General features: G+C 35.4%; 21 protein-coding genes. 4 read left to right on the top strand and 17 right to left on the bottom strand.

Going from position 1 to position 24,163, the window contains the following annotated elements; translation table 11 throughout:
• Positions 1-9: 9 nt before the first annotated feature.
• The 7 genes from N4T20_RS05210 to hutH form a co-directional block, all read right to left on the bottom strand.
• Entirely contained in the window at positions 10-912 is a 903-nt protein-coding gene (locus tag N4T20_RS05210) for a dialkylrecorsinol condensing enzyme DarA (protein ID WP_260672034.1), read from the bottom strand.
• Between the two features lie 289 nt (positions 913-1,201).
• Positions 1,202-2,083: a lipid A biosynthesis acyltransferase gene (locus N4T20_RS05215; RefSeq protein WP_260672035.1), complete on the bottom strand. Its 882-nt coding sequence runs from the start codon at positions 2,081-2,083 to the stop codon at positions 1,202-1,204.
• On the bottom strand, positions 2,084-2,338 hold the full coding sequence (locus N4T20_RS05220) for an acyl carrier protein (RefSeq protein WP_008465907.1): 255 nt from the start codon (positions 2,336-2,338) through the stop codon (positions 2,084-2,086).
• Positions 2,331-3,566 (bottom strand): beta-ketoacyl synthase, encoded by a 1,236-nt coding sequence (locus N4T20_RS05225; protein WP_260672036.1) that lies wholly within the window; start codon positions 3,564-3,566, stop codon positions 2,331-2,333. The genes N4T20_RS05220 and N4T20_RS05225 overlap by 8 nt, the downstream gene beginning before the upstream one ends.
• 171 nt (positions 3,567-3,737) lie before the next feature.
• On the bottom strand, positions 3,738-4,469 hold the full coding sequence (gene fabG / locus N4T20_RS05230) for a 3-oxoacyl-ACP reductase FabG (RefSeq protein ID WP_260672037.1): 732 nt from the start codon (positions 4,467-4,469) through the stop codon (positions 3,738-3,740).
• 97 nt (positions 4,470-4,566) lie between these two features.
• A complete protein-coding gene (locus N4T20_RS05235) occupies positions 4,567-5,778 on the bottom strand; it encodes a WG repeat-containing protein (RefSeq protein WP_260672038.1) in 1,212 nt (403 codons plus the stop codon).
• Between the two features lie 40 nt (positions 5,779-5,818).
• Complete coding sequence (gene hutH, locus N4T20_RS05240; protein ID WP_260672039.1) at positions 5,819-7,339, bottom strand: histidine ammonia-lyase; 1,521 nt, start codon at positions 7,337-7,339, stop codon at positions 5,819-5,821.
• Between the two features lie 101 nt (positions 7,340-7,440).
• Here hutH and N4T20_RS05245 point away from each other — a divergent pair, with 101 nt between their 5' ends.
• Positions 7,441-8,691 (top strand): NAD(P)/FAD-dependent oxidoreductase, encoded by a 1,251-nt coding sequence (locus N4T20_RS05245; protein ID WP_260672040.1) that lies wholly within the window; start codon positions 7,441-7,443, stop codon positions 8,689-8,691.
• Positions 8,692-8,907: 216 nt separating this feature from the next.
• On the opposite strand, the gene N4T20_RS05250 is transcribed toward N4T20_RS05245, so the two are convergent.
• The 4 genes from N4T20_RS05250 to N4T20_RS05265 all read right to left on the bottom strand — a co-directional run bounded on the left by N4T20_RS05250 (position 8,908) and on the right by N4T20_RS05265 (position 12,657).
• Positions 8,908-9,243 carry an L-rhamnose mutarotase gene (locus tag N4T20_RS05250; RefSeq protein ID WP_260672041.1) on the bottom strand — a complete coding sequence of 112 codons (336 nt, stop codon included), beginning with the start codon at positions 9,241-9,243 and terminating at the stop codon, positions 8,908-8,910.
• A gap of 4 nt (positions 9,244-9,247) precedes the next feature.
• Entirely contained in the window at positions 9,248-10,105 is an 858-nt protein-coding gene (locus N4T20_RS05255; protein WP_260672042.1) for a fumarylacetoacetate hydrolase family protein, read from the bottom strand.
• A 92-nt stretch (positions 10,106-10,197) separates the two neighbouring features.
• On the bottom strand, positions 10,198-10,962 hold the full coding sequence (locus tag N4T20_RS05260) for an SDR family NAD(P)-dependent oxidoreductase (RefSeq protein WP_260672043.1): 765 nt from the start codon (positions 10,960-10,962) through the stop codon (positions 10,198-10,200).
• A 39-nt stretch (positions 10,963-11,001) separates the two neighbouring features.
• Positions 11,002-12,657: a UxaA family hydrolase gene (locus N4T20_RS05265; protein WP_260672044.1), complete on the bottom strand. Its 1,656-nt coding sequence runs from the start codon at positions 12,655-12,657 to the stop codon at positions 11,002-11,004.
• 173 nt (positions 12,658-12,830) lie between these two features.
• On the opposite strand from N4T20_RS05265, the gene N4T20_RS05270 reads away from it, so the two are divergent.
• Positions 12,831-13,700 (top strand): AraC family transcriptional regulator, encoded by an 870-nt coding sequence (locus N4T20_RS05270; protein ID WP_260672045.1) that lies wholly within the window; start codon positions 12,831-12,833, stop codon positions 13,698-13,700.
• 426 nt (positions 13,701-14,126) lie between these two features.
• Here the strand turns inward: N4T20_RS05270 and N4T20_RS05275 are convergent, their stop codons facing one another.
• From N4T20_RS05275 to N4T20_RS05295, 5 genes are all read right to left on the bottom strand, one after another.
• Positions 14,127-14,906: an SDR family oxidoreductase gene (locus N4T20_RS05275; RefSeq protein ID WP_260672046.1), complete on the bottom strand. Its 780-nt coding sequence runs from the start codon at positions 14,904-14,906 to the stop codon at positions 14,127-14,129.
• A 200-nt stretch (positions 14,907-15,106) separates the two neighbouring features.
• Positions 15,107-16,792: a sodium/sugar symporter gene (locus tag N4T20_RS05280; protein WP_260672047.1), complete on the bottom strand. Its 1,686-nt coding sequence runs from the start codon at positions 16,790-16,792 to the stop codon at positions 15,107-15,109.
• Positions 16,793-17,021: 229 nt separating this feature from the next.
• Positions 17,022-18,080 (bottom strand): UDP-glucose--hexose-1-phosphate uridylyltransferase, encoded by a 1,059-nt coding sequence (locus N4T20_RS05285; protein ID WP_260672048.1) that lies wholly within the window; start codon positions 18,078-18,080, stop codon positions 17,022-17,024.
• 18 nt (positions 18,081-18,098) lie between these two features.
• On the bottom strand, positions 18,099-19,259 hold the full coding sequence (galK, locus tag N4T20_RS05290) for a galactokinase (RefSeq protein ID WP_260672049.1): 1,161 nt from the start codon (positions 19,257-19,259) through the stop codon (positions 18,099-18,101).
• A gap of 33 nt (positions 19,260-19,292) precedes the next feature.
• Entirely contained in the window at positions 19,293-20,345 is a 1,053-nt protein-coding gene (locus N4T20_RS05295) for an aldose epimerase family protein (RefSeq protein WP_260672050.1), read from the bottom strand.
• Positions 20,346-20,446: 101 nt separating this feature from the next.
• On the opposite strand from N4T20_RS05295, the gene N4T20_RS05300 reads away from it, so the two are divergent.
• The gene (locus N4T20_RS05300) at positions 20,447-21,445 is read left to right on the top strand and encodes a GntR family transcriptional regulator (protein ID WP_260672051.1); all 999 of its coding nucleotides are present in this window, start codon (positions 20,447-20,449) and stop codon (positions 21,443-21,445) included.
• A gap of 7 nt (positions 21,446-21,452) precedes the next feature.
• On the opposite strand, the gene N4T20_RS05305 is transcribed toward N4T20_RS05300, so the two are convergent.
• Entirely contained in the window at positions 21,453-22,142 is a 690-nt protein-coding gene (locus N4T20_RS05305) for an NUDIX hydrolase (protein ID WP_260672052.1), read from the bottom strand.
• A gap of 395 nt (positions 22,143-22,537) precedes the next feature.
• Here N4T20_RS05305 and N4T20_RS05310 point away from each other — a divergent pair, with 395 nt between their 5' ends.
• The gene (locus N4T20_RS05310) at positions 22,538-24,076 is read left to right on the top strand and encodes an alpha-N-arabinofuranosidase (RefSeq protein ID WP_260672053.1); all 1,539 of its coding nucleotides are present in this window, start codon (positions 22,538-22,540) and stop codon (positions 24,074-24,076) included.
• The last annotated feature ends 87 nt before the right edge of the window (positions 24,077-24,163 follow it).

Here is a 24,163-nt window from a genome sequence, read left to right on the forward strand (position 1 = left end):
ATTTCGTCTCTAAACTCCCTGATAATATTGAGTTTCCTTTTTTATAGTTTTTAACTTAAGCGGATAGGTAATAAGGTGCAATATATACACTATTGGTGAAATTAACCATATCGCAAGGAATAAATAAACATTAAATACTTTAAGCAGTTGTTTTCGTTTTTTTTGATTTTTATAAATGATGTTTGACCATTTATTGAAAATTTTATTGGCCGTTTTGTCAACAGTCACTAAATACGAACTTATTTTTACAGCACCGGCATCGACCAATTTTGGCTGTAATTGGGCTAAATTATTTTTTTGCAAAGAATCAAGCATGATTTCTCCAAACTGACTCGATTCTTGTATGTCTTTTTCTGAAACTCCTGGGAGCGGAAAAATACCTAAATACTTTTTCTTAACTCCAGAAAACATCCATTCTACAATGGTTATAACACTGATTAGATTTCCAACGCGGTCTACCAAAGCTACGTTTCCAACCAAATTGGCATTGGCTTTTCTCAGTAAAACTTTGATTTTTTCCTGAGCCATAATCCACATGTTTCTAGAGCCGCTTATTGTGATAACAGGAGTATTATTTAAAATTTTCTTAGCATCATCGCTTTTCAAAAACGAATTGATTGGAATTGAAGGCGATAAATACCAAACCTGATAATGAAATAAAACTAAGTCAAACTTTGTGTTTAGGATTTCTTCTGGAACAGGTTTTAATGCTGTAGGAATCTGTAAAAATGACTCTGGAAAAGCATCAAAAAATGATTCTTTGTTCCAAGGAAACGGAAATGGTTTTTCTAGTTGTATTTCGTGAAATGTGAGATTTATTTCTTCAGAATCTAGAAATGGCTTTGCAATATTTCGTGCAATAGATTCCAGCTGTCCAGACTGAGAATAATAAATTACGAGAACATTTTTCATTTTAGGTTTTTTGGCTTTGGTGGTCAGCAAAAGTAAGTAAATTTATTTAAACGAATTTTCTTATTTCGACCAACGTTTTTTTATTAGCCACGAATTCACGAATTATTTAAAATACTGTAATAATGATTTTACTGAAATTATAACTATAGAAAATTTTCACCAATTATGATTTATGCAAAAAATATTATTTTACGAAAAAGAATTAGTGGAATTAGCGACAAAAGCAATCGTTCCAAATGATTAGCGAAAATTCGTGAATTCGTGACAAAAAAAATATAGCAGTAAAAAATTACGATTTTATGTCATTCCAAAAATCAAAATAATTGAACCATTGCAAAGGATATCGATGCAGTATGCTTTCTACGCTTTTTACGTATTCTTTTAGCAAGCCTTTTTCATCACGATGTTTTACTTCGGCTTCACGCGCGTATAAGTGGTAATGCAAGTTTGGCTCTTTCATTACATAAACAAAAACAACAGGGACTTTTAATCGGGAGGCAATTAAAAATGGACCAGCAGGGAAGTTGGCTTCTTTGCCCAAAAGGTTTTCAGAAAGTGATTTGGTGCCTTCAAAATAACGGTCGCCTGTAAAACAGATTAGTTCGTTATTGGCCAAAGCGGCATTGATCTCAAAAATATGAGAGAGATCTTCTTTGATAATAATAAATTTTACGGTTGGTTTTTTAGAAACGCTTTCCAGATAGTTTTTAATGGCAGAATGCTCGAGATCTGTAGTTACTAAATTGATTTGGAAATTAAGGTCGATATCTCCTAGAAAATGTTCTGCAATTTCAAAATTACCAACATGGGCACTGATTAAGACACCGCCTTTTTTTTCGGCAAGCAATTTTTTGAGTGTTTCTATTCCGTCAAATTCATAAGTAAATTTGTTTCGCATTCCTGCAGAAATAGAAACTTTGTCAATAATAGTCTGTCCAAAAGTATAATAGCTTTTGAAAACCATTTTTTTGGATTTGAAATAGGAGTATTGGAGTCTTTCTTTAAAATAATAGAAAATGGCTCTGTTGCTTTTTCTTAGAAATAAAAAATAATAGGAAGCAACAAAATAAAGTAGGACATAAGCAGCCTTTATACCCGCTTTCTGAATTAAGAAAACGAATATTTTATAACCTAAAACAGTTCCTTTGGATTTGCCATCCCATTGACTCATTTAAGCTGATTTGGCTTTGATTTTAGTTTCGATTAAGTCATAAAAACTTTGAAAATCAGAAATTCCAACAAAATCTGCTTCAACTAGTTTTACACCAAAGTTTGCCTCTATCGAAACGACCAAATCAACATAATCCAGACTGTCTAACCCAAGTGTATCTTTTAAATTAGCATTTGGTTCAATGTCGTCATTATCAACTTCAAATTCATCAACTAAAAAACCATTAATTTTTGCTATAATCTCTTCTTTATTCATTGTTCAATTTAAACTTTTTAACCACCAACGCAGAGTTGGTTCCTCCGAAACCGAAAGAATTGGACAAAAATATGTCAAATTTTTTGTTTAACGTAGTTTTAACTAAATTTAATTTTGACGCATCTTCATCTGGGTTTTCTAAATTGATGTTTGGCGCGATAAAATCGTGCTGCATCATTAGGATAGAATAAATGATTTCGCTTGCTCCTGCCATCCAGCATTCGTGGCCTGTCATAGATTTTGTAGAGCTCACAGGAGGATTTTTTTCTCCAAAAACTTCAAAAATAGCTTTTGCTTCATTTGCATCTCCGACAGGAGTTGAGGTTGCATGGGCATTTATATATTCAATGTCTGAGGCGCTTAATTTTGCATCGTCAAGCGCACGTTTCATTGCTGTTGCAGGACCTTCAACGTTTGGAGTTGAGATGTGCCCTCCGTTTGAAGAAAATCCGTAACCGCCAATTTCTGCTATGATATTGGCACCGCGCGCCATTGCAGATTCGTAACTTTCTAGAATTAAAGTTGCTCCACCGCCACTCGGAATTAAGCCGTCACGCCCAGCATCAAAAGGTCTAGAAGCTTTTGTAGGATCGCCTTCTCTGTTAGAAAAAACTCCCAATCCGTCAAAACTGCTCATTGCGTATTTGTTGATTTCCTGAGCTCCGCCAGTAATTACAATGTCTTGAAAACCGCTTTTGATTAAAAAATAAGCCAAACCAATTGAGTGAGAGCCGCTGGCACAGGCCGCGCTAACAGTTAAATTGATTCCGCGAAGTTTAAAAATCGTAGATAGATTCATCGTTACCGTAGAATTCATCGATTTGAAAATGGCGCCAGAACCAATTAGGGCAGTGTCTTTTTTCTCTCGCACAATATCTGTTGCGTCAATGATAGCTTTAGAAACGCTGTCGTTTCCGTACATAATGCCCACTTCGTGAGTGTCAAAAAAAGCATCGTCAATGTTTGCATTTTTCAATGCTTCTATAGTAGCCATATAAGCATACTCGGTTTCTTCACCGATGCTCATACGTTGTCTTCGCGTCAATAAATTTTTAAGATCGGCTTTCGGAACCATCCCTGTCAATGCCGATTGAAAACCAAATTCTTTACGTTCAGAATCAAACTGAATACCAGATTTTCCTTCGTACAACGAATTTTTTACTTCGTCTAAAGAAGTTCCGATACAAGAATAAATTCCCATTCCAGTAATTACAACTCGTCTATTCATCGTTTTTCAAAAGTAATTTTTTATCCTTAAAGTGTAATTTTTTTAATCTTGCCGCAAAGGCGGCACAAAGGCACAAAGTTTTTTTAAAGTCTTTTTGCTTAAACTTTGCGACTTTGCGAGCAATTTTCTATGTTTAAAAATCTTAAAATAATCTCGCAAACATAGTATTCTTTAAGAATATATTCCGCCGTTTATATTGATAATTTCTCCTGTAATATAGCTTGCTTTTTTAGAAATCAAAAAGCTTACCAAATCTGCCACTTCTTCTGCTTCGCCAAAACGATTTACAGGAATTAGCTTTAATAATTCTTTTTCGTCGAGCTGGCTTGTCATATCGGTTCTGATAAAACCTGGAGCGACAGCATTTACAGTAATATTTCTTTTGGCAACTTCCTGCGCTAGAGCTTTAGTGGCTGCTACAATGGCGCCTTTTGCAGCCGAATAATTGGCTTGCCCTGCAGTTCCTTTTACTCCAGAAACCGAAACCATATTTACGATTCGGCCATATTTATTGCGTAACATTTTTTGAATGAAAAACTGCGTAACATTGAAGAAGCCGTTTACACTTGTATTCATAACGCCGTTCCAGTCCTCTGGTGTCATCCACATAAAAAGACCGTCTTTTGTAATTCCGGCATTGTTTACAATTGCTTCAACCAATTTTTCAGGATTAGCTTCCTGCCAAGCCGTTAAAACATTTTGCACTTCTTCAAAATTAGAAACATCAAATCCTAAAATTTCGCCTGTTGCGCCTAAATTTTGCACTTCTTGCAATGTTTCTTCGGCAGCTGTTTTATTCGAATGATAATTAATCAGAATATGATAATCGGATTCTACGGCTAGTTTTTTACAAATCGCACTTCCAATTCCTCTCGAACCGCCTGTTACTAATACACATTTCATTTATAATGTAGGTTTTATTTTTGTTTGCCATAAATGAAACCGCTTTATTAAATGCGATTTCATTTATGCAAATTTCTAATTTATTTGGAGATAAATATTATTTCTTTTTTTTCGGTGCCGGTTTTTTTGCTGCGGGTTTGGTTTCCTCTTTTGGTTTTTCGGCAGGAGCTGCAGCAGGTTGAGGCTTTTCTGCACTTTTAGAAAACAGTTCTGCGTTTTCAAACCATTGGTTGGCTAGAACTGTTCCGTCTGGTTTAAGAAATCCCCATTTTCCTTCGTTTTTTACTCTGGCAACACCGCCAATAAACCCTTTATCTTGTTGGGTAAACATCGCAATAATAGCATTTGTAGTGATGCCATATTGGGTTGGGATTACTAATTTTCCAGATTCATTAATAAATCCCCAGTTGCTTTCTTTTACTGGAGCCAGACCGTTTGTACTGAAAACTTCGGCGTCATTGTAAGTTGGTTCGATTACAAATTTTCCTTCAGGATTGATGAATCCCCATTTTTTTCCAACTAAAACGGGAGCTAAATTTTTTGAGAAAGCTTTTCCTTTATCATAAATAGGAAGAATGGCCCAATTTCCTTTTAAATCGATGTATCCAATTTTTCCATTCTTTTTGGCGAAAGTCAAATCTTGAGTTTCGAAATCCCAGATTTTTTCGGCTCCGTCAACTGGAGTAAATTTTCCGCCGCTTACCAGTCCGAAGGTTTTGTCTTTTCTGGCCCAAGTGGTTCCTTTAAAATAGTTTCCAACTTCTGCATAAACAGGTTCAACCAATTCTTTTCCGTTAGTATCAATGATTCCCCAGTTTTTGTTTAATTCAACTCTGGCATAACCATTTTCAAAAGGTTTGATCTGGTCGTATTTTGGTTCTAAAACCACTCCCATTTTGTTGTTGATCAACCCCACTTTATTGTTTTGTCTGAAGAAAGCAACACCGTCATTAAAATCAAACACTTTGTCTGAAACTGGCGCTTGTTGAATTTCTCCCTTTGTATTAATGTAAACCCAGTCTTTGTCTTTTTGCACAACTGCGATTCCGCTGTTAAAATCTTTGGCATCTTTAAAATCTGCTGGAATTACCCAAGTTCCTTTGGCATCGATAAATCCCCATTTTCCGCCATTTTCTACAGCAGCTAAACCTTCAGAGAAACTTCTCGCAGATTTATATTGAGGTTCAATTTTAAAAGATCCATCTTTAGACAGATATCCAATTTTGGAATTTTTTTTAACTAATGCTAATTCTTGACTATTAACAAATTGAATGCAGCTTAGCAATAAAAAAACAAGTGACTTTTTCATGGTTTTAAGATTCAATATTAATACTGTAAAATAAAGATTTTTAACTATTTATCAAATAATCTTTTACTTTTTGAACAAAAGGATACATTACTTGGTCTTCCTTAAATTCTGGAATTATATTTCTGATATCGTCGTACCATTTTTTAGTTGTAGACGAAATTTGATTTTTTTGTTTCAAATAATCAATAGCCTGAACAATTGTGATTAATTCGATGGCCAAAACTTCAAAAGAGTTTTCGATTACTTTTGATGTAATTACCGCAGCATTTGTTCCCATACTTACAATGTCTTGGTTGTCATTGTTGTTTGGAATACTGTGCACGTACATTGGGTTAGATAATGTTTGGCACTCTGCCGTTGTAGAAGTGGCGACGAATTGAACGCCCTGCATTCCGAAATTAAATCCTAATGTTCCTAAGTTTACGAATGGAGGAAGAATTTCGTTGATTTTTGAATTCAATAAATAATTCAATTGACGTTCTGCCAGCATCGTTAATTTGGTAATAACGATTTTCAGTTTATCCATTTCAAGCGAAATATAATCTCCGTGGAAATTTCCGCCGTGGTAAACGTGTTTGTTTTTTACGTCGATAATTGGATTATCGTTTGCTGAGTTAAATTCGTCTTCCAGAATTGAGGCAACATTATTGATCGTTTCCAAAACGGGTCCTAAAATTTGAGGAACGCATCTTAACGAATAATATTCCTGAACTTTTTCTTTGAAGATTTCTTCTGTGTTTTCGCCAGAATATAAATGGTCTTCTCTTTTTCGGATTAAAGTACTGTCAGAAAGATTTTGTCTCATTCTTTCAGCAACTTCCTGTTGTCCTTTATGACGTTTTGTTTGGTTTAATTCTTCTGAGAAATGATCATCATACGCTTGCACCAATTCGTTAATTGCACACGAAGCTTTCAATGACCAGTCTAATAATTTTTTTGCATAATGAACATTCACAACACCAATTCCTGTCATTACAGAAGTTCCGTTGATTAATGCCAGCCCTTCTCTAATTTCTACTTGAATTGGTTTTAAACCTTCAATTTCAAAAACTTCTGCAGTTGCGCGTCTTTCACCTTTATAAAAAACTTCGCCTTCGCCAATTAAGACCAAAGCCAAATGTGATAGCTGTACTAAGTCTCCGCTGGCACCAACGCCGCCATGTTCAAAAATTAAAGGCGTAATATCTCTATTGATTAATTCTGCCATTAAATGAATAACAGAAGAATGAACTCCTGAGTTTCCTAAAGAAAGTGTATTTAATCTTGCTAAAATTGCCGCTTTTGCACACTCAGCATTTAAAGGTTTTCCAGTTCCAGAAGAATGGCTTCTGATTAAATTATATTGCAGCTGAATTTGATCTGACTCCTTAATTCTATATTGAGCCATTGGGCCAAATCCTGTATTTACTCCGTAGATTACTTTGTTTCCTGAGAATTCTTTTAAGAAATTAAAACTTTCGTTTACTCGATTTAAAACCACATCGCTTATGGCAACTTTGTTTTTTCCAAAGATTATGGCTTCAAATTCTGCTAAACTTAGATATTCATTTATTGTATTCATCAAATCGATTTTGGTTGCGCTAATTTAATTTTATTTATCAAAATAAATGTAGTTATTTTGATGATGGCAAATGTAGGTTAATTAATGATAATAATTCTAATATGACAAAGGAGTTTGTTGATGTTTTAGTGATTGGTGCGGGACCGTCTGGATGTGTTTCGGCATCGTATCTTTTTAAAAACAATGTTAAAGTTAAAGTTGTAGAAAAAACGAAGTTTCCGAGACTTGTAGTAGGAGAAAGCCTTATTCCGCGAGTAATGGATCATTTTGCTGAGGCAGAATTGTTTGACGCTCTTGATGCGATGAACTTCGAAAAAAAATTAGGCGCTCGTTTTATTAGAGGCGAAGAAATCTGCAATTTTGATTTCAGCGTAAAATTTGGAAAAGGCTGGGACTGGACTTGGCAGGTTCCAAGAGCTGATTTTGACAATACAATGGCTCAGGAAGTGATAAGAAAAGGAATTGATTTGGAGTTTGAAACAGAAGTTCTGGAAGTTTCTTTTGAAGGAAAAAAATCGAAAACTATTGTAAAAGATGCGGCCGGAAACCTAAAAGAAATTCACGCCAATTTTATTATTGATTCTAGCGGATACGGACGCGTTTTGCCAAGACTTTTAGATTTGGACACACCTTCAAAATTAGATCCGCATTCTTCTATTTTTACCCATGTTAAAGACATTAATAGAGAAGAAGGCGTGGAGGGAACTCAAATTTCTTTTGATATTCTGGAAACTGAAGTTTGGCTTTGGGTAATTCCGTTTTCTAACGGAAATACAAGTTTGGGTGTTGTTGGCCCGACAGATTTTATCAATTCTCTTTCTGAAAATAAAGATAATGCTGAGGCTTTGCGAAATGCCATTCAAAAATCAGATTATTATATTAAAAGATTTGCAGGAACAGAATTTTTGTTTGAGCCAGTTAAATTAGAAAATTACTCAAGAGCTGTAAAAAGAATGTACGGTGACGGTTTTGCCTTAACAGGAAACAGTTCAGAATTCTTAGATCCAGTTTTCTCTTCTGGAGTTGCGTTTGCAACAGAATCGGGAATGCTGGCGGCAAAATTATATTTGAAAGAATCACAAGGAATTCCGGTAGATTGGGAAGTGGAATTTACACAATACATGAAACGCGGAATTGCTGTTTTTACGACTTATGTTCAAGAATGGTACACAGGAAATCTGCAGACATTATTCTTCCATCAGCCGGAAAATCCAGAAGTAAAAGAAAAAATATGTGCCGTTTTAGCAGGTTATGTGTGGAACGAAGAAAATTCGTTTGTCAAGAAACACGATCACGTAATTGCCAATATGGCCTATTTACTGAATATGCAAAAAGAACAAAGCCCTGAATAATCAGGGCTTTGTTTATTTAGAAAAGGATTCATTCCGTAGGAATGTCTGGTCGGTAGAAAAAAAATTGAGTTTCGATAATACGTTCCGTAGGAACGTTTGATTAATTGATTTGTTTATATCATTTGCGTTAATCAGATGTCCCTACAGGACATAATGCAAAACGAACTATATATTTTTTTCTACCGATCAGACATTCCTAACGGAATATTTAATGAATTATAATCCGAATATTTTATCCATTAAAATCCATTTTTGTCCTGGTTTAGCCCAAGGTAAAGCTTGTTGGAATTTCCACATTAAGTTTTCCCATTCCTGAACTTTTTCGTTTGCTGCGTCGGCTTGGTCTTTCTTTTCGAAAGTAAAATCGGCATCTGCTTCGATGATCATAAACAATCGATTTCCTGTGCAGTAAATATCCAGTACTTCAATTCCAGCATTTTGAATGCTTTTTTTAATTTCTGGCCAGACATTTTCATGCAGTTCTTTGTATGCTGCAATTAAATCAGCATCATCTTTTAAATCTAACGCCAGACAGAATTTTTGTGCTGCCATAATTTTATTTTTGCTGGTAAGCTACGGCAGTCTGCTTGCTTGTGCCTAAACCTTCAATTCCTAACTCGATTACGTCACCTGCTTTAATATAAATCGGATCTGGCTTAATTCCTAATCCAACTCCCGGAGGTGTTCCTGTACTGATTACATCGCCAGGAAGCAATGTCATAAATTGGCTTAAGTAATGTACTAAAAAAGGAATTTTGAAAATCAAGTTTGATGTATTGCTGTTTTGGAAAGTTTTTCCGTTTACAGTAAGCCACATTTTAAGATTATTTACGTCGCCTACTTCGTCTGGAGTTGCCATGATTGGTCCAAGAGGAGCAAAGGTATCAGAACCTTTTCCTTTTGCCCATTGTCCGCCGCGCTCGATTTGAAATGCTCTTTCGCTGTAATCATTTAGAAGGCAGTATCCGGCAATATGGTTTGGAGCATCTTCTTCAGAAACGTAGCTTGCTTTTTTGCCCACCACAAATGCCAATTCTACTTCCCAATCTGTTTTTTCGCTGTTTTTTGGGATGATCAAATTGTCATTTGGCCCGCATAAAGAAGTTGTCGATTTAAAGAAAATGATGGGTTCTTCTGGAATTGCAGCACCCGTTTCTTCGCAGTGATCTACATAATTTAATCCGATACAAATAATTTTTGAAGGACGTGCCACTGGCGAACCTAAACGTACTGAATCGCTTACCTCTGGTAAAACAGGATTATTTTTTAAGGCTTCTTCTAATTTTGCCAGACCGTCATTTTCAAAAAAAGCTTCGTTGTAATCTGTTACAATAGACGAAACATCATATCTTTTATCATTTAGCAGAACACCTGGTTTTTCCTTTCCTTCTTCTCCGAATCTAATAAGTTTCATATTTTAATTTTTTTAATAATGTATTTTTTTTTAGCCACGAATTCACGAATCAAAATGATTTGTAAAAATTCGTGAATTCGTGGCTAATTTTTTTAGTTATTCAATTTGATAAAACCTCCATCAATTGGGTAATCTGAACCTGTGATGAAAGATGATTCGTCGCTGCATAAGAATAGGGCTAAAGTGGCGATTTCTTCAGGTTTTCCCATGCGGCCGATTGGTTGTGATTGAGATAATTTTTCGAAAATTTCTTCTTCTTTTCCAGGATAATTCTTAGCGATAAATCCGTCTACGAAAGGCGTGTGAACTCGCGCAGGAGAAATTGAATTGCATCTGATTTTATCATGCAAATAATCTTTTGCAACCGATAAAGTCATGGCCATAACCGCACCTTTTGCAGTAGAATAGGCAAAACGATCTGGAATACCGACCCAGCTTGCAATAGAAGCCAAGTTTAAGATCACTCCTCCGCCAGAATTTCTCAATGCGGGAATCGAAGCATGAAGGCAGTTGTAAACTCCTTTTACGTTTACATTCATAATTCGGTCAAAATCAGATTCAGAAGTTGTGTCTACTTTTCCAACGTGAGCAATTCCAGCGTTGTTAACTAGAATATGAATATTTCCGATTTTCTCAAAAGTCGATTTTACTTGTTCGTGGTTTGAAACATCGCAGGCGTGAGCAAAAACACTTCCTCCAGCAGATTTAATTTCTTCAACCGTTTCTTTTGCGCTTTCTTCTGTTAATTCTAAAACATGAACTTCTGCACCCTGTTTCGCAAATAAAACCGAAATCGCTCTTCCAATTCCGCTTCCGCCGCCAGTGATAATTGCTTTTTTATTTTGTAATGAAAACATTTTATATGATTTTTTTAAAGTTATTTTTAATGGAGAGTTTTATAAAGATACGCCGCGTTTCCACGGAATAAAATCGTCTTGGTTTAATTGAACCGCTTTCGGAATGATTTCTCCGCTTGCCGCTTTGATGCAATATTCTAAAATTTCTTCGCCCATTTCTTCAATAGATTTTTCTCCGCTGATAATTGGCCCGCAGTCAATGTCGATAATATCTTTCATTCTTGTTGCCAAAACTGAGTTTGTTGCTACTTTAATTACCGGACAAACCGGGTTTCCTGTTGGAGTTCCCAATCCGGTTGTAAACAAAATTAGAGTTGCACCAGAAGCTGCTTTTCCAGTTGTAGCTTCTACATCATTTCCTGGTGTGCAAACCAGACTTAAGCCTGGCTTTGTAACCAATTCGGTATAATCTAAAACATCAACAACAGGAGAAGTTCCGCCTTTTTTGGCTGCTCCCGCACTTTTAATTGCATCTGTAATTAAACCGTCTTTAATATTTCCCGGAGAAGGATTCATGTGGAAACCAGAACCTACTTTATGCGCCAACTCATCGTAAGATTCCATTAAATCGATAAATTTTTTAGCTTTATCTTCAGTAACACATCGGTCGATTAAATTCTGCTCGGCACCACATAATTCTGGAAATTCGGCCAAAAGAATTTTTCCGCCTAAAGCTACGACTAAATCAGAAGTATAACCTACAGCAGGATTTGCAGAAACCCCGCTGAAACCATCGCTTCCGCCACATTTTACACCAATGCATAAATCGCTTAAAGGAGCATCGGTTCTTTCGTATTTGTTGATTTCAATTAAGCCTTCAAAAGTCTTTTTTATAGCATTTGTAATCAGAACCTCTTCGCTTTCTGTCTGCTGCTGCTCAAAAATAAACAGCGGTTTGTCGAAATCAGGGTTTTGTTTTTTTACATCATTTACAAAATCTTGAACTTGCAAATGCTGGCATCCTAAACTCAAAAGTGTAATTCCGCCCACGTTTGGGTGATTTGCATAAGAAGCCAGCAAAGCGCTCAAAGTAGCAGCATCCTGACGCGTTCCGCCACAGCCGCCTTGGTGGTTTAAGAATTTAATTCCGTCTACATTTTCAAAAACGCGTTTGTTTTTTGGAGTCGGATTCAATTCAATATTAATATCGTTAATGTCATTTCCATTCAAATAACTTTCCAACAATTCGTGCGTAAATTGGTTGTATTTATCCGTCACGGCATAGCCCAACTGTTTATGCAATGCTTCTTTGATTACGTCAAGATTTCGGTTTTCGCAAAAAACAGTCGGAATAAAAAGCCAGTAATTGGCCGTTCCAACACGTCCATCTTTTCTTTTGTAGCCTTTAAAAGTTCTGTTTTCGAATTTTGAAACATCAGGCGCATTCCATTCGTACGAAGCATTTCGGTAGGCGTAAGGATCGGCAGCGTGTTTAAGGTTTTCAGTTGTCATTAAACTTCCTTTTGCCACATCGTTTTGCACTTTTCCAACCAAAACACCGTACATATTTACTTCTTCTCCCTGCTTCATATCTTGCATATAGAATTTGTGCTTGGCTTTGATGAGGTCTTGCAAAATGTAAGTTTCGTTTTCAAAATGAATCGAATCGCCTTTTTGAAGATCGGTTAAGGCAACCAAAACATTGTCATCCGGATGTAGTTTTACAACCAGTTTTTTTGTGTTATTCTCAGACATTGTGTTGTTGTTTTTTTTCTTTTTTTGATGTTGCTGCTTTCGTTTTTGGAATCAATTTAACTCTTTGATTTTCTATAGAATTCGGGCAGTGAACGAAAAATAAAATTAGTTTTTTTACTCATTCGTCATTAGTCTAATATTATCCTTATCTAATCTTTAATTATCTTTGTTGCATGAAATTGGAACAAACCAAAATAGCGTCATATCTCAATACGAAAGTTTCGGTGCTCAATCGTGTCGAACCTTTTTTTCAGGCGCCGTTTCATTCGCATCCAGAACTAGAATTGGTTTATGTTAAGGAGAGTTTTGGCAAGCGAATTATTGGAAATTCTGTAATGCCGTTTGAACCCGGAGATATGGTTTTTTTAGGTGCTGATATTCCTCATGTTTGGCTGAATGATGAAAAATATTATCAGGGAATTGAGGATTTAAGAGCGAACTCGATTGTGGTATATTTTCATAAAGACATTTTCGGACCGACTTTTTACGAATTAAAAGAAACCCAAAAAATAAACGAACTTTTTGTACAGGCGGGAAAGGGCATTTCGATTATCGGAAAAACCAATAAACAGATTGCAAAAAAGCTTGAGAAATTAATTTTTAAAAAAGACTTCGAAGTAATTGTCGGCCTGTTTGAAATTTTGTCTATGCTTTCAGAGAGTCAGGACAAGATTTACATCAATGACGAAATTTATTCGCTGATGCAGAAAGATTCAAAAGTAGACCGTCTTTCTGAAGTTTTTCAGTACGTCAATAAAAATTACAAAAAGAATATTTCCTTAGAAGAAATTGCCGCTGTCGCGAATATGACTCGGACTTCTTTCTGCAGAATGTTTAGACTGAAAACGAAGAAAAACTTTGTCGATTATCTGCACGAAATTAGAATTTCGAATGCCTGCAAATTATTACTGGAAACGGATAAAAGTATGTCTGAAATCGCGTATGAATGCGGGTATAAAACAGCTTCGAATTTTAATAAACTTTTCAAAAAAGTTAAAGGAATTACGCCTTCTGATTTTAAAAATAATGCGAAGGTGAATTAATTTTTGCATAAAAAAAATAGCCACGAATTCACGAATTATTTTTTGACAATCTTTGGGAATAAATTTGTGAATTTGTGGCAAAAAAATTAAAAGATCGATAACCGCCATCAACATAAATAATCTGTCCAGTAGTTAAAAGATTAAAGATTTAAATTAAATCTGCCAAATCTGCGTGAAACAAAAAATAGCTACAAATTCACGAATTATTTTTTGATAATCTTTTGGAATGAATTAGTGAATTCGTGGCTAAAAAATTAAAAGATCGATAACCGCCATCAACATAAATAATCTGTCCAGTAGTTAAAAGATTAAAGATTTAAATTAAATCTGCCAAATCTGCGTGAAACAAAAAATAGCTACAAATTCACGAATTATTTTTTGACAATCTTTTGGAATGAATTAGTGAATTCGTGGCTAAAAAAAAAATTAAATAGATCGGTCTAAATGAGTATAACCGCCATCAACGTAAATAATCTGTCCAGTAGTATGGCTTGATTTTTCAGACAATAAGAAAACTACCATATTGGCGATTTCTTCAGCTGTTGTCATTCGATTTTCTAATGGAATATTTTTAGTGATTGCCGCTAGTTTTTCTTCTTTATTTTCAAAAGTATTGATCCAAGTTTCGTAAAGCGGGGTATAACATTCTGCTACAATTACGGCGTTTACACGAATGCTGTATTTTAGCAATTCAACAGCCCACTCTCTGGTTAAAGCATTTCTTCCACCGTTTGAAGCGGCATAAGCAGAAGTTCCGCCTTGACCTGTTTCGGCAGTTTTAGAACCAATGTTTACGATTGCTCCTTTCGATTCTTTCAAGTACGGAAGAGCGTGCTGTGCCATTAAATAATAATGCACTAAATTTTTGTGGAGAGAAGCGGTAAAGTCTTCATAATTTCCGTTTTCTAATCCAACGCCGTCGTTAACGCCGGCATTATTTACAAGTCCGTCAATACGGCCAAATTTTGCGATAACGGCTTCAACGGCTTTTTTGCAGTCTTCAGGTTTTGTCAAATCGGCGGCAACTTGATGCGCTTCTTTTCCAATGGCTTTTAACTCTTCTACGGCTTTGATGTTATCATTTTCGTTACGTCCAACGATAAACGGAATTGCATTTTCTTCGGCTAAAACCTTAACGATTCCTAAACCGATTCCTTTTGCGCCACCTGTAACGATAATGATTTTTTGGGTTAATGATAACTGCATGGTATTTGTGTATTATAATTTAAAAATCTTGTTTTATGAATAAGGTTGTCACCCTGACAAAATCAAATTATGAAAATCATTCTTTAATCCTTTTCATGTGAGGCTATTTTTATGCAATAGCAACTTTTTTTAAAAATTTACAGCTGTTGTTCATGACAAACAACAGCTGTAAAAATAGAGAGAATAGAACTGATAATTTATTACCAGAACTTAACATAAAGCGCAATAATAATCAGCATCGTAATAACGATTAAGACTGTTGTCTGCGGTTTAACTTTAAACATTCCAGGTTCTGTCTCGAATGCTTTAGGGTTTACTTTTGGCCCAGCGAAACTGATCAGAATCATTGCAATCATTGTAAATAAGAATGATAATCCCATACAGATGTGGAAAGGAATTTCAAAAGCTCCTTTTCCGTTAGGGTAAGCAGTATATAAAAGTGTGTCGTTTCCAAATAATGCCGGAGCGTACTCGTTGAATAAAACAGATAATAAGAATCCTAAAATTACTCCAACGATAGCTGCAGATCCTGTAGTTCTTTTCCAGAACATACCTAAGAAGAACATCGCAAAAACTCCAGGGCTGATGAATCCGGTGTATTTTTGGATGTAGGTAAATCCTCCAACGCCACCGATTCCTAAAATATCATTCCATGTAAATAAAACTGCTAGAAGCATGGCAACAAAAACGGCAAGGCGCCCGATGTTTACTTGCTGTTTCTCGCCAGCATCTTTCTGAATGTATTTTTTATGAACATCTAATGTATAAATTGTCGAGATACTGTTTACTTTTCCAGCCAAAGAAGCTACGATTGCAGCAGTAAGAGCGGCAACAGAAAGTCCTTTTAAACCTGTCGGAAGGAATGTTAAGACAGCAGAATAAGCTCCGTCTTTTCCTCCAACCAATTGTGGCAGGTGACCATTTGTATATAAAACGTAAGCAGCAATACCAGGAAGCATTACGATAAGCGGCATTAATAATTTTAGCATACCAGCAAATAAAATTCCCGTACGTGCTGTCTGTAAATCTGCACCAAGTGCTCTCTGTGTAATATATTGGTTACATCCCCAGTAGTTTAAGTTGATGATCCAGATACCGGCAGCGTAAGATAACAATCCAGGGAAAGTTAAATATTTATCGATTTCTAATTGTGAAGAAGCAGCAGTCGGTTTAGGAATAATCATTTTGAAATGCTCTGGAGCTTCTTTCATTAAAACTTTGAAACCGGCAATTGCATTTTCGCCTACTCCAAAGTATTGCCCAACAGTTGTTAAGGCAATATAAGAAGTTACCAAACCTCCAATGATTAAAACCGCAACCTGAATAACGTCTGTGTACGCCACAACTTTCATTCCGCCAAGAGAAATAAATAAAGCAAAGATGGCTAATCCTAACATGATAACATGAAGATATTCTCCACCGGCAAGACCGTTAATAGCAACAGCTCCTAAGTATAAAATTGAAGTTAAGTTTACAAAAACATATAAAAACAGCCAGAATACTGCCATGATAAGCGCTGTAGACTCGTTGTAACGTGTTTTTAAGAACTGTGGCATAGTGTAAATCTTGTTTTTAAGATAAACAGGTATAAACCATACGGCCACGATAATAAGGGCAACGGCAGCAAGCCATTCGTAAGCAGCAACAGCGATTCCTAAGAAGAAACCTTCACCGCTCATTCCGATGAACTGCTCTGCAGAGATATTAGAAGCAATAAGAGAAGCTCCAATTGCCCACCAGGTTAAATTTCCTTCAGCCAAAAAGTAAGCTTTAGCATCGTGCTCGTCTTGTTTACGTTTGCGGTAAACGGTGTAACCGTAGACAGAGACTACGATAAAATAAATAATAAAAACCGCATAATCTGCGAAAGCGAGGTTTTGGTTCATTGTTAGTAGTATTTTAAAATAATTATTATAGGGTTGTTTGTTTATTTGGTTTTAAATCAGTTTTTATGTTGTTAAATCTTTTTAAAAATGCAAGATGTGTTTTATTTCTGTTATTTTTTTGCGAAAATAAAAGCAGAAGCCAAATGTAAAATAAAAATTTAGAAATCAGCTAATAGTAAATGTGTTTTTTACATTTATTAATTGGAAATTGTGTTAAATTTTTAAACCTTTACGCTTTTACGAGACTTTTGTAATGCACATCTGAAAGCTGTCTCAAGATTTCGGCGCTTTTTTCAGGTGTAATGTCACGTTGCGATTCTCCCAGCATTTCGTAGCCAACCATAAATTTCTTTACAGTTGCCGATCTTAACAATGGTGGATAAAAATGCATATGGAAATGCCATTCCGGATGCAGCAAGCCATCTGTTGGCGATTGGTGAATTCCTGAAGAATATGGGAATGAAGTGTTGAATAAATTGTCATACTTTGTTGTCAGCTGTTTTAAGATTTTCGCGAAAGCGGTACTCTCTTCAGCTGTAAAATCGGTGATTTTGTTTACGGCTCTTTTGCTTACAATCATCGTTTCGTAAGGCCAGATTGCCCAGAACGGAACCAGTGCAACAAAATGATCATTTTCGATTACGATACGATCTCCAGCTTTTAATTCAGCTTTTACATAATCTTCCAATAATGTTCTGTCGTTTTTATCGTAATATGATTTTAAGCTGTTTTGTGTTTTTTCAACCTGAGTCGGCAATGAAGACTGCGCCCAGATTTGTCCGTGCGGGTGCGGGTTGCTGCAGCCCATTACGCTTCCTTTGTTTTCAAAAATCTGAACGTGGTTGATGTATTTTATGTTTCCTAAATCGGTATATTCTTTCTGCCAGGTCTTTATGATGTTTTCAATATCGGCAATTTCCATTTCAGGCAAAGTCAGATCGTGTCTTGGCGAAAAGCAGACTACTCTTGAAATTCCCTGTTCAGGTTTTGCTTTAAAAAAAGTGTGCTTAATATCGTCTTCAAAAATAATCTCTTCCTGTTTCATAGCAGCAAAATCATTTTCAAAAACAAAACTGTTTTCGTATTGCGGATTATTCATTCCGTTGGCGCGGACATTTCCTGGACACAAATAGCAAGTTGAGTCATATTTAGGAAGTTCTTCGGTTGAAATAGTTTCATTTTGTCCCTGCCACGGGCGTTTTGCACGATGAGGTGAAACCAATATCCATTCGTTAAGCAATGGGTTGAAACGTCTGTGGGGATCTTCGTTAATGTCAAAATTTTTCATTGTAGTGTGTTGTGGATTTTAAAGTAGCGTTGTTCCGTTTGAGATTTTTACATCATAGAATTTTAATTCAATTCCAAATGTATCTAAATAAAGCTTTGAAAACTTACGCTTAACCTCATTTTCGTGTCCTTTTTTAACTAAATTGATGGTGCAGCCGCCAAAACCGCCTCCCATAAGTCTCGAACCGATAATGGCATCGTCCTCTTTTGCCGTATCAACAAGCATATCCAATTCTTCGCAGCTTACTTCATATTCTCGCGATAGTCCGTAATGGGTTTCAAAAAGCAATTCTCCTAAAACTTCAATATTTCCTTGGTCTAGAGCTTTGCAGGCCTTGATAACGCGATTAATTTCTTTGACCACAAAATGAACTCTAGCAAAGACTTTTTCTGCCATTTTATCTTTAAGGCTCAAAACCTGTTCTTCTGTAGCGTCTCTAAAACTTTTTACTTCTGGAAAATGGTTTTTTATGATGGATAAACCTTCCTCACATTCTATTCTTCTGGTATTGTATTCTGACGTAAAAAGCGAATGCTTTACATTAGAATCAAATAAAATCAGTGAATAGTCTTTAAAATCGGCATTATGATATTCAAAATCTAAAGTATTGCAGTCCAATTGGATTACTTTGTTTTCGAGACCGTGTACACTAGAAAACTGATCCATAATTCCGCAGTTGATGCCAACCCAATGTTCTGCTTTCTGTCCTAATAATGAAATATCTTTTTTCTCAATTTTTAAATCAAAAAGAGATTTAATTCCGAAAATCATCCCGCATTCTAAAGCCGCAGAAGATGACAGTCCAGAACCAACCGGAATATTGCTGCTAAAAACACAGTTAAAACCAGCAAACGAAAATCCGTTGTCTTGCAATTGTTTGATGACGCCACGAATATAATTGGTCCAAACCACATCGCTCAGTTTTACTTCTTGAGTGAGGTCGATTTCAAATTCTTCGTTTAAATCGATAGCAATTATTTTAGAAGTCTTTGTGTTGTTTTTTTCAAAAGCAAAGCAGATTACTTTGTCAATTGCAGCAGGTAAAACATAACCGTCATTGTAGTCGATATGCTCTCCAATGATGTTGATTCTGCCTGGAGAGAGTACCGTTTTTTGAGGAGAAGAACCGAAAGATTTCTCAAAAAAAGCAACGGTATTCTGTATTAAAGTATTGTTCATTATAGTGTTGTAATTGTGGTATTGTAAAAATAGCTAGTTTAGGGTTTCAAATTTGTAAAGTGTTTTTTGCGTGTATTCTTCTCCTTTTTTCAAAAGAGCATTCGGGAAATGAGCATGATTTGGCGCATCTGGGAAATTTTGCGTTTCAAAACAAATGCCGCTTTGGGCATTGTAATCAACGTTTTCTTTTCCTTTTAGTTTTCCGAAACAATTTCCGCCTACATATATATGCACACTCGGCTGATCGGTGTAAACATTCATTCTCAGTTTGTTCTTTAAGCTAATCAACTGTGCAGCGATTTCAGCTTTAGAATTCACTACAAAAGAATTGTCAATAGGGAAAGGGCAATTTTTAGCCGATCTAAAATCAAAATCATGATTGTTCAAATCGGTAAAGTTTCCTGTCGGAATATTATCAGGATTCGTTTCCAGCATCTTATTCGATTTAATAAACATCTGCTGTTCCAAAACATTACCATCATGTCCATCAAGGTTAAAATAACTGTGATGCGTCAAATTGATTACGGTATCTTCTGTTGAGGTTGCTTTATATTCTAGTTTCAATTCATTTTCTTCGGTCAAAGTATAAGTCAGGTAAACGGTCATTTCTCCTGGGAAATTTTCGTCTAAATGCTCGCTCAAAAGCCCAAAAGTAATGGACGGATTTTCTCCAGTTTTTGCATTAGTTACGCTCCAAACTTTTCTTCCAAAACCTATTTCTCCGCCGTGAAGCGTGTTTCCGTTATTATTTCCTCCAAGGTGAAACTTTTTATTATTCAGGCTAAAAGTTGCATTATGAATACGCCCGGCATAACGGCCAACCGTTGTTCCAAAGTACGGAGCACTCGGTAAATTATAGGATTCTAAATACGATTCTAAATTGTCAAACCCCAATACAACATCTGTTACTTTTCCGTTTGCAGGAATCTGGATAGAAGTTACAGTTGCTCCATAATTGATAATCTGTACTTTCATTCCGTTTTTGTTAACCAGATCAAAAGAATAAATTTCTTCTTTATTAGGCATTAAACCAAACAATTTGCAATAGTGAGTATCTTTTAAATGCGATATGTGTTTTATTTCCATATATTTTTTACCAAAAATGAAATTCAAAAATAAAAACATTTTCTATATTTGCATACCAGTACCTACCAGTTTTTAATTATAATAGTCACAATGACTTTAACATGAACATCATTTCAATCCAAAATAATATTGGTCTGCCAAAATATAGACAGATTATTCTTTCAATCGAAAAAGCGATTGAAGAGGGAAATTTAATAAAAGGAGATACGCTTCCGTCTGTCAATAAAGTCTGTTTGGCATTTTCTTTATCTCGAGATACGGTCTTGCTGGCGTATGACGAATTGAAGAAAAGAGGAATTATTTATGCGATTCCAGGAAAGGGATATTATGTTAAAAGCGTTGAAATCACTATTACTCAGAAGATTTTCCTGCTTTTTGACGAATTAAATATTTTTAAGGAAGATATTTATAATTCGTTTTTAAAAAACATCGGAAAAAATGTTCAGGTTGATATTTTCTTTCATCATTTTAATGTTCAGGTTTTTAAAAAACTGATAAATGACAGCAACGGAAATTATACAAAGTATATTATCATGCCGACGAATTTAAGCGACATCGCCGATTCTATAAAAACCCTACCAGTAAGCGACGTAATTATTTTGGACCAGACCAATCCAGAGTTAAAAATGTTTCCGGCAATTTACCAGAATCATCAAAAAGATATTTACGAAGGTTTGATGAAAGGCAAAACCCGACTGTCAAAATACAAGAAATTGATTTTGATTTTTCCCGGTTTTAGAGAGCCTCCAGGAATGAAATTGGGTTTTGAATCTTTTTGTCAGGCTTATAGCTTTGATTACGAAATTATTTCAGATTTCAGCAATCAGTCTATTGCTTTGGGAGATATGTACATTATACCTCACGATCGCGATTTGCTTTTGGTTATAGAAAATGCAATGAGCAGAAATTTAAAATTAGGAGAGGATTTCGGAATTATATCGTATAATGAAACACCACTGAAGAAAATTGCGGCTAATGGAATTACGACAATTTCAACCAATTTTGAATTAATGGGAAAAATTCTTGCCGATATGGTTTTGAATGGTATAAAAGAGCAGATCGAAAATAAATCTGCTCTTATAGTAAGGAATTCTTTATAGTGTAAGGCTATAAATTGAGCGCAAAGTTGTTAAGCAGTTTTTCTTCGTATTTCTCTTTGTTGAAAGTGTATAGGTAAGAGCCTTTTCTAGAAGACTGCATATCTTTTTCGTCCAGTTTATTTAAGATTTCTAAAGAATTTATTTTGCTGATGAAATTTCTTTTGTCTAATTCTTTGCTCAAAATTGCTTCATACAGTTCTAAAAGCTGGCGCATAGTAAATTTTTCAGGAAGCAGTTCAAAACCAATTGGTTTGATAGAAGTTTTGTATCGAAGCCTCTTAATGGCATTATCGACCATTTCGTTGTGGTCAAAAATTAAGTTAGGAGCGTCATTAATCGGGAACCATTCTGCATGATAATTTTTAATCAATTCAGCATTGTGGTTTTCAATATTAATTAAAGCAAAATAAGAAACCGAAATGGTTCTTTCTACCGGGTCACGATCTATTTCGCTGTAAGCATACAGCTGCTCCATATAAATATCGTTAAGACCTGTATACGTATTTAAGATTCTGGTTGCTGCAGCGTCTAAAACTTCATCGCGTTTTAAAAAACCTCCTATCAAGGACCATTTTCCTTTTTCAGGCTCAAAATCTCTTTGAATCAGAAGGATTTTCAACCCCTCATTGTCGAACCCAAAAATGATGCAGTCAACCGCCAGTAAAACTTTATCGGCAGAACTATAGCTATCTAACATATATAATTAATTTGGATGGTAAATATATAAACTTCTTAAAACGTATCATAATTTATTAATGTGTAATTTACACTTAATTATGGTTTGTTATGAAATAAGTGTTTTTTTAGTTTGTAATTATGAGATTGCGGATAAAATTTTGTTCGGCTTAGAAGTGCCCAAATTTAGTGCAAAGTTTTTTATTATTACAGGTTTTTAAATATTGCTTTCTAATTATTTTAAAGGAATTGTTGAGAAATACGTTTTTAAATATGGTTAAATTGACTATTAGTCATTTTTTTAACTATATTTACAAATGTTTAAAACACACTTAAACATTGTTTGAATCTTTTTTTTGAACTTAAAAATATTCAAATGGCCTTATAAAAAACCTTATTTACTATTAAAACCACATTATGAAAAAACCACTTTTCCTTTTGGTGATGACACTGTTTTATCAGTACACCTTTTCTCAGGTTACTACAATTTCGATAAAAAACAATAATGATTCACCTATTATTAGCAAACATATTTACGGTCATTTTGCAGAACATTTGGGGCATTGCATTTATGGAGGCTTTTTTGTTGGAGACACTTCTAAAATCCCAAACACAAACGGAGTGCGAAACGATATTGTCAAAGCGCTGAAAGATCTTAAAATTCCAAATTTAAGATGGCCAGGAGGATGTTTTGCCGATACTTACCATTGGAAGGACGGAATAGGCCCAAAAGAACAGCGTCCGACAATTGTAAACCAATGGTGGGGAGGTGTTACGGAAGACAATAGTTTTGGGACGCATGATTTTTTGAATATGTGCGAATTGCTTGGAGCAGAACCCTATTTGTCTGGAAATGTTGGCAGCGGTACCGTTCAGGAATTGGCAGACTGGGTGCAGTATACCAACTTTGCAGGCAAAAGTCCGATGAGTGATCTTCGTAAGAAAAACGGAAGAACAGAACCTTGGAAAGTAAAATATTGGGGAATTGGAAATGAAGCATGGGGTTGCGGCGGAAACATGACAGCAGATTATTATGCCAACGAATATAAAAAGTTTGCCACTTTTATGTCAGATTGGGGAAACGCGGGAGGAATTACAAGAATTGCATCAGGATCAAACAGTTCTGATTACAACTGGACAGAAGTTTTAATGAAAAACATTCCGTTAAGTATGCTTGGCGGTGTGGGTGTTCATCATTATGCTGTAATCAATTGGGACAAAAAGGGCTCAGATGTTGACTTTACAGAAAAAGAGTATTTCCTTACCATGCAGTCTGCTTTAAAAATGGAAGAACTTGTTGCCAAACACGCCGCAATAATGGATAAATACGATCCAGAAAAGAAAGTGGCCATGATTGTCGATGAGTGGGGAGGTTGGTACGAAGTTCAGAAAGGAACAAATCCCGGATTTTTATATCAGCAAAATACCATGAGAGATGCTATCTTGGCGGGTGCAACATTAAATATTTTCAATAACCACGCCGATCGCGTTCGTATGGCAAACTTAGCCCAATGTGTTAATGTGCTTCAGGCTGTAATCTTAACAGACAAAGCAAAAATGATCACGACGCCCACCTATCATGTCATGAAAATGTACAGCGTACATCAAGATGCTAAATTATTGCCAATAGATTTCAAGTCGCCTTTATATACGTTTAATGGTCAAAGTATTCCTGCCATATCAGTTTCTGCATCAAAAGATCAAAGCGGAACCATTCATATTTCGCTGGTAAATATTGATCCTGTAAATAAAAACAAAATAGAGATTGATGTAAAAGATTTAGGAGCAAAAGGTTTTTCAGGAAATAGTATCACTGCTTCAAAACTTCAGGACTATAACTCATTTGAAAATCCTAATAAAATTATTCCAATCGCTTTTAAAGGTTTTGAATATAAAAAAGGCAAGCTAGAAATTACTATTCCGCCATACTCGGTATTGGTTTTAGAAGGAAAATAATAGATAAAAATTTGAAATCAGCTCTTCAAAAAGCAGATTTCATGGTTAAAATAAATGGGATGTAATTTAAAAATATAAACTGTTTTT

This window comes from Flavobacterium sp. TR2 (genome assembly GCF_025252405.1).
Classification (GTDB): Bacteria; Bacteroidota; Bacteroidia; order Flavobacteriales; family Flavobacteriaceae; genus Flavobacterium.

Excerpts from the sequence above, each read along its gene's own strand:
- N4T20_RS05245 (WP_260672040.1), top strand. The coding sequence starts at position 7,441 with ATGACAAAGGAGTTTGTTGATGTTTTAGTGATTGGTGCGGGACCGTCT.
- N4T20_RS05250 (WP_260672041.1), bottom strand. The coding sequence starts at position 9,243 with ATGGCAGCACAAAAATTCTGTCTGGCGTTAGATTTAAAAGATGATGCT.
- galK (WP_260672049.1), bottom strand. The coding sequence starts at position 19,259 with ATGAACAATACTTTAATACAGAATACCGTTGCTTTTTTTGAGAAATCT.
- N4T20_RS05235 (WP_260672038.1), bottom strand. The coding sequence starts at position 5,778 with ATGAAAAAGTCACTTGTTTTTTTATTGCTAAGCTGCATTCAATTTGTT.
- N4T20_RS05210 (WP_260672034.1), bottom strand. The coding sequence starts at position 912 with ATGAAAAATGTTCTCGTAATTTATTATTCTCAGTCTGGACAGCTGGAA.
- N4T20_RS05220 (WP_008465907.1), bottom strand. The coding sequence starts at position 2,338 with ATGAATAAAGAAGAGATTATAGCAAAAATTAATGGTTTTTTAGTTGAT.
- N4T20_RS05265 (WP_260672044.1), bottom strand. The coding sequence starts at position 12,657 with ATGTCTGAGAATAACACAAAAAAACTGGTTGTAAAACTACATCCGGAT.
- fabG (WP_260672037.1), bottom strand. The coding sequence starts at position 4,469 with ATGAAATGTGTATTAGTAACAGGCGGTTCGAGAGGAATTGGAAGTGCG.
- N4T20_RS05260 (WP_260672043.1), bottom strand. The coding sequence starts at position 10,962 with ATGTTTTCATTACAAAATAAAAAAGCAATTATCACTGGCGGCGGAAGC.
- N4T20_RS05280 (WP_260672047.1), bottom strand. The coding sequence starts at position 16,792 with ATGAACCAAAACCTCGCTTTCGCAGATTATGCGGTTTTTATTATTTAT.
- N4T20_RS05255 (WP_260672042.1), bottom strand. The coding sequence starts at position 10,105 with ATGAAACTTATTAGATTCGGAGAAGAAGGAAAGGAAAAACCAGGTGTT.
- N4T20_RS05285 (WP_260672048.1), bottom strand. The coding sequence starts at position 18,080 with ATGAAAAATTTTGACATTAACGAAGATCCCCACAGACGTTTCAACCCA.
- N4T20_RS05295 (WP_260672050.1), bottom strand. The coding sequence starts at position 20,345 with ATGGAAATAAAACACATATCGCATTTAAAAGATACTCACTATTGCAAA.
- N4T20_RS05305 (WP_260672052.1), bottom strand. The coding sequence starts at position 22,142 with ATGTTAGATAGCTATAGTTCTGCCGATAAAGTTTTACTGGCGGTTGAC.
- N4T20_RS05215 (WP_260672035.1), bottom strand. The coding sequence starts at position 2,083 with ATGAGTCAATGGGATGGCAAATCCAAAGGAACTGTTTTAGGTTATAAA.
- N4T20_RS05225 (WP_260672036.1), bottom strand. The coding sequence starts at position 3,566 with ATGAATAGACGAGTTGTAATTACTGGAATGGGAATTTATTCTTGTATC.
- N4T20_RS05270 (WP_260672045.1), top strand. The coding sequence starts at position 12,831 with ATGAAATTGGAACAAACCAAAATAGCGTCATATCTCAATACGAAAGTT.
- hutH (WP_260672039.1), bottom strand. The coding sequence starts at position 7,339 with ATGAATACAATAAATGAATATCTAAGTTTAGCAGAATTTGAAGCCATA.
- N4T20_RS05275 (WP_260672046.1), bottom strand. The coding sequence starts at position 14,906 with ATGCAGTTATCATTAACCCAAAAAATCATTATCGTTACAGGTGGCGCA.
- N4T20_RS05300 (WP_260672051.1), top strand. The coding sequence starts at position 20,447 with ATGAACATCATTTCAATCCAAAATAATATTGGTCTGCCAAAATATAGA.
- N4T20_RS05310 (WP_260672053.1), top strand. The coding sequence starts at position 22,538 with ATGAAAAAACCACTTTTCCTTTTGGTGATGACACTGTTTTATCAGTAC.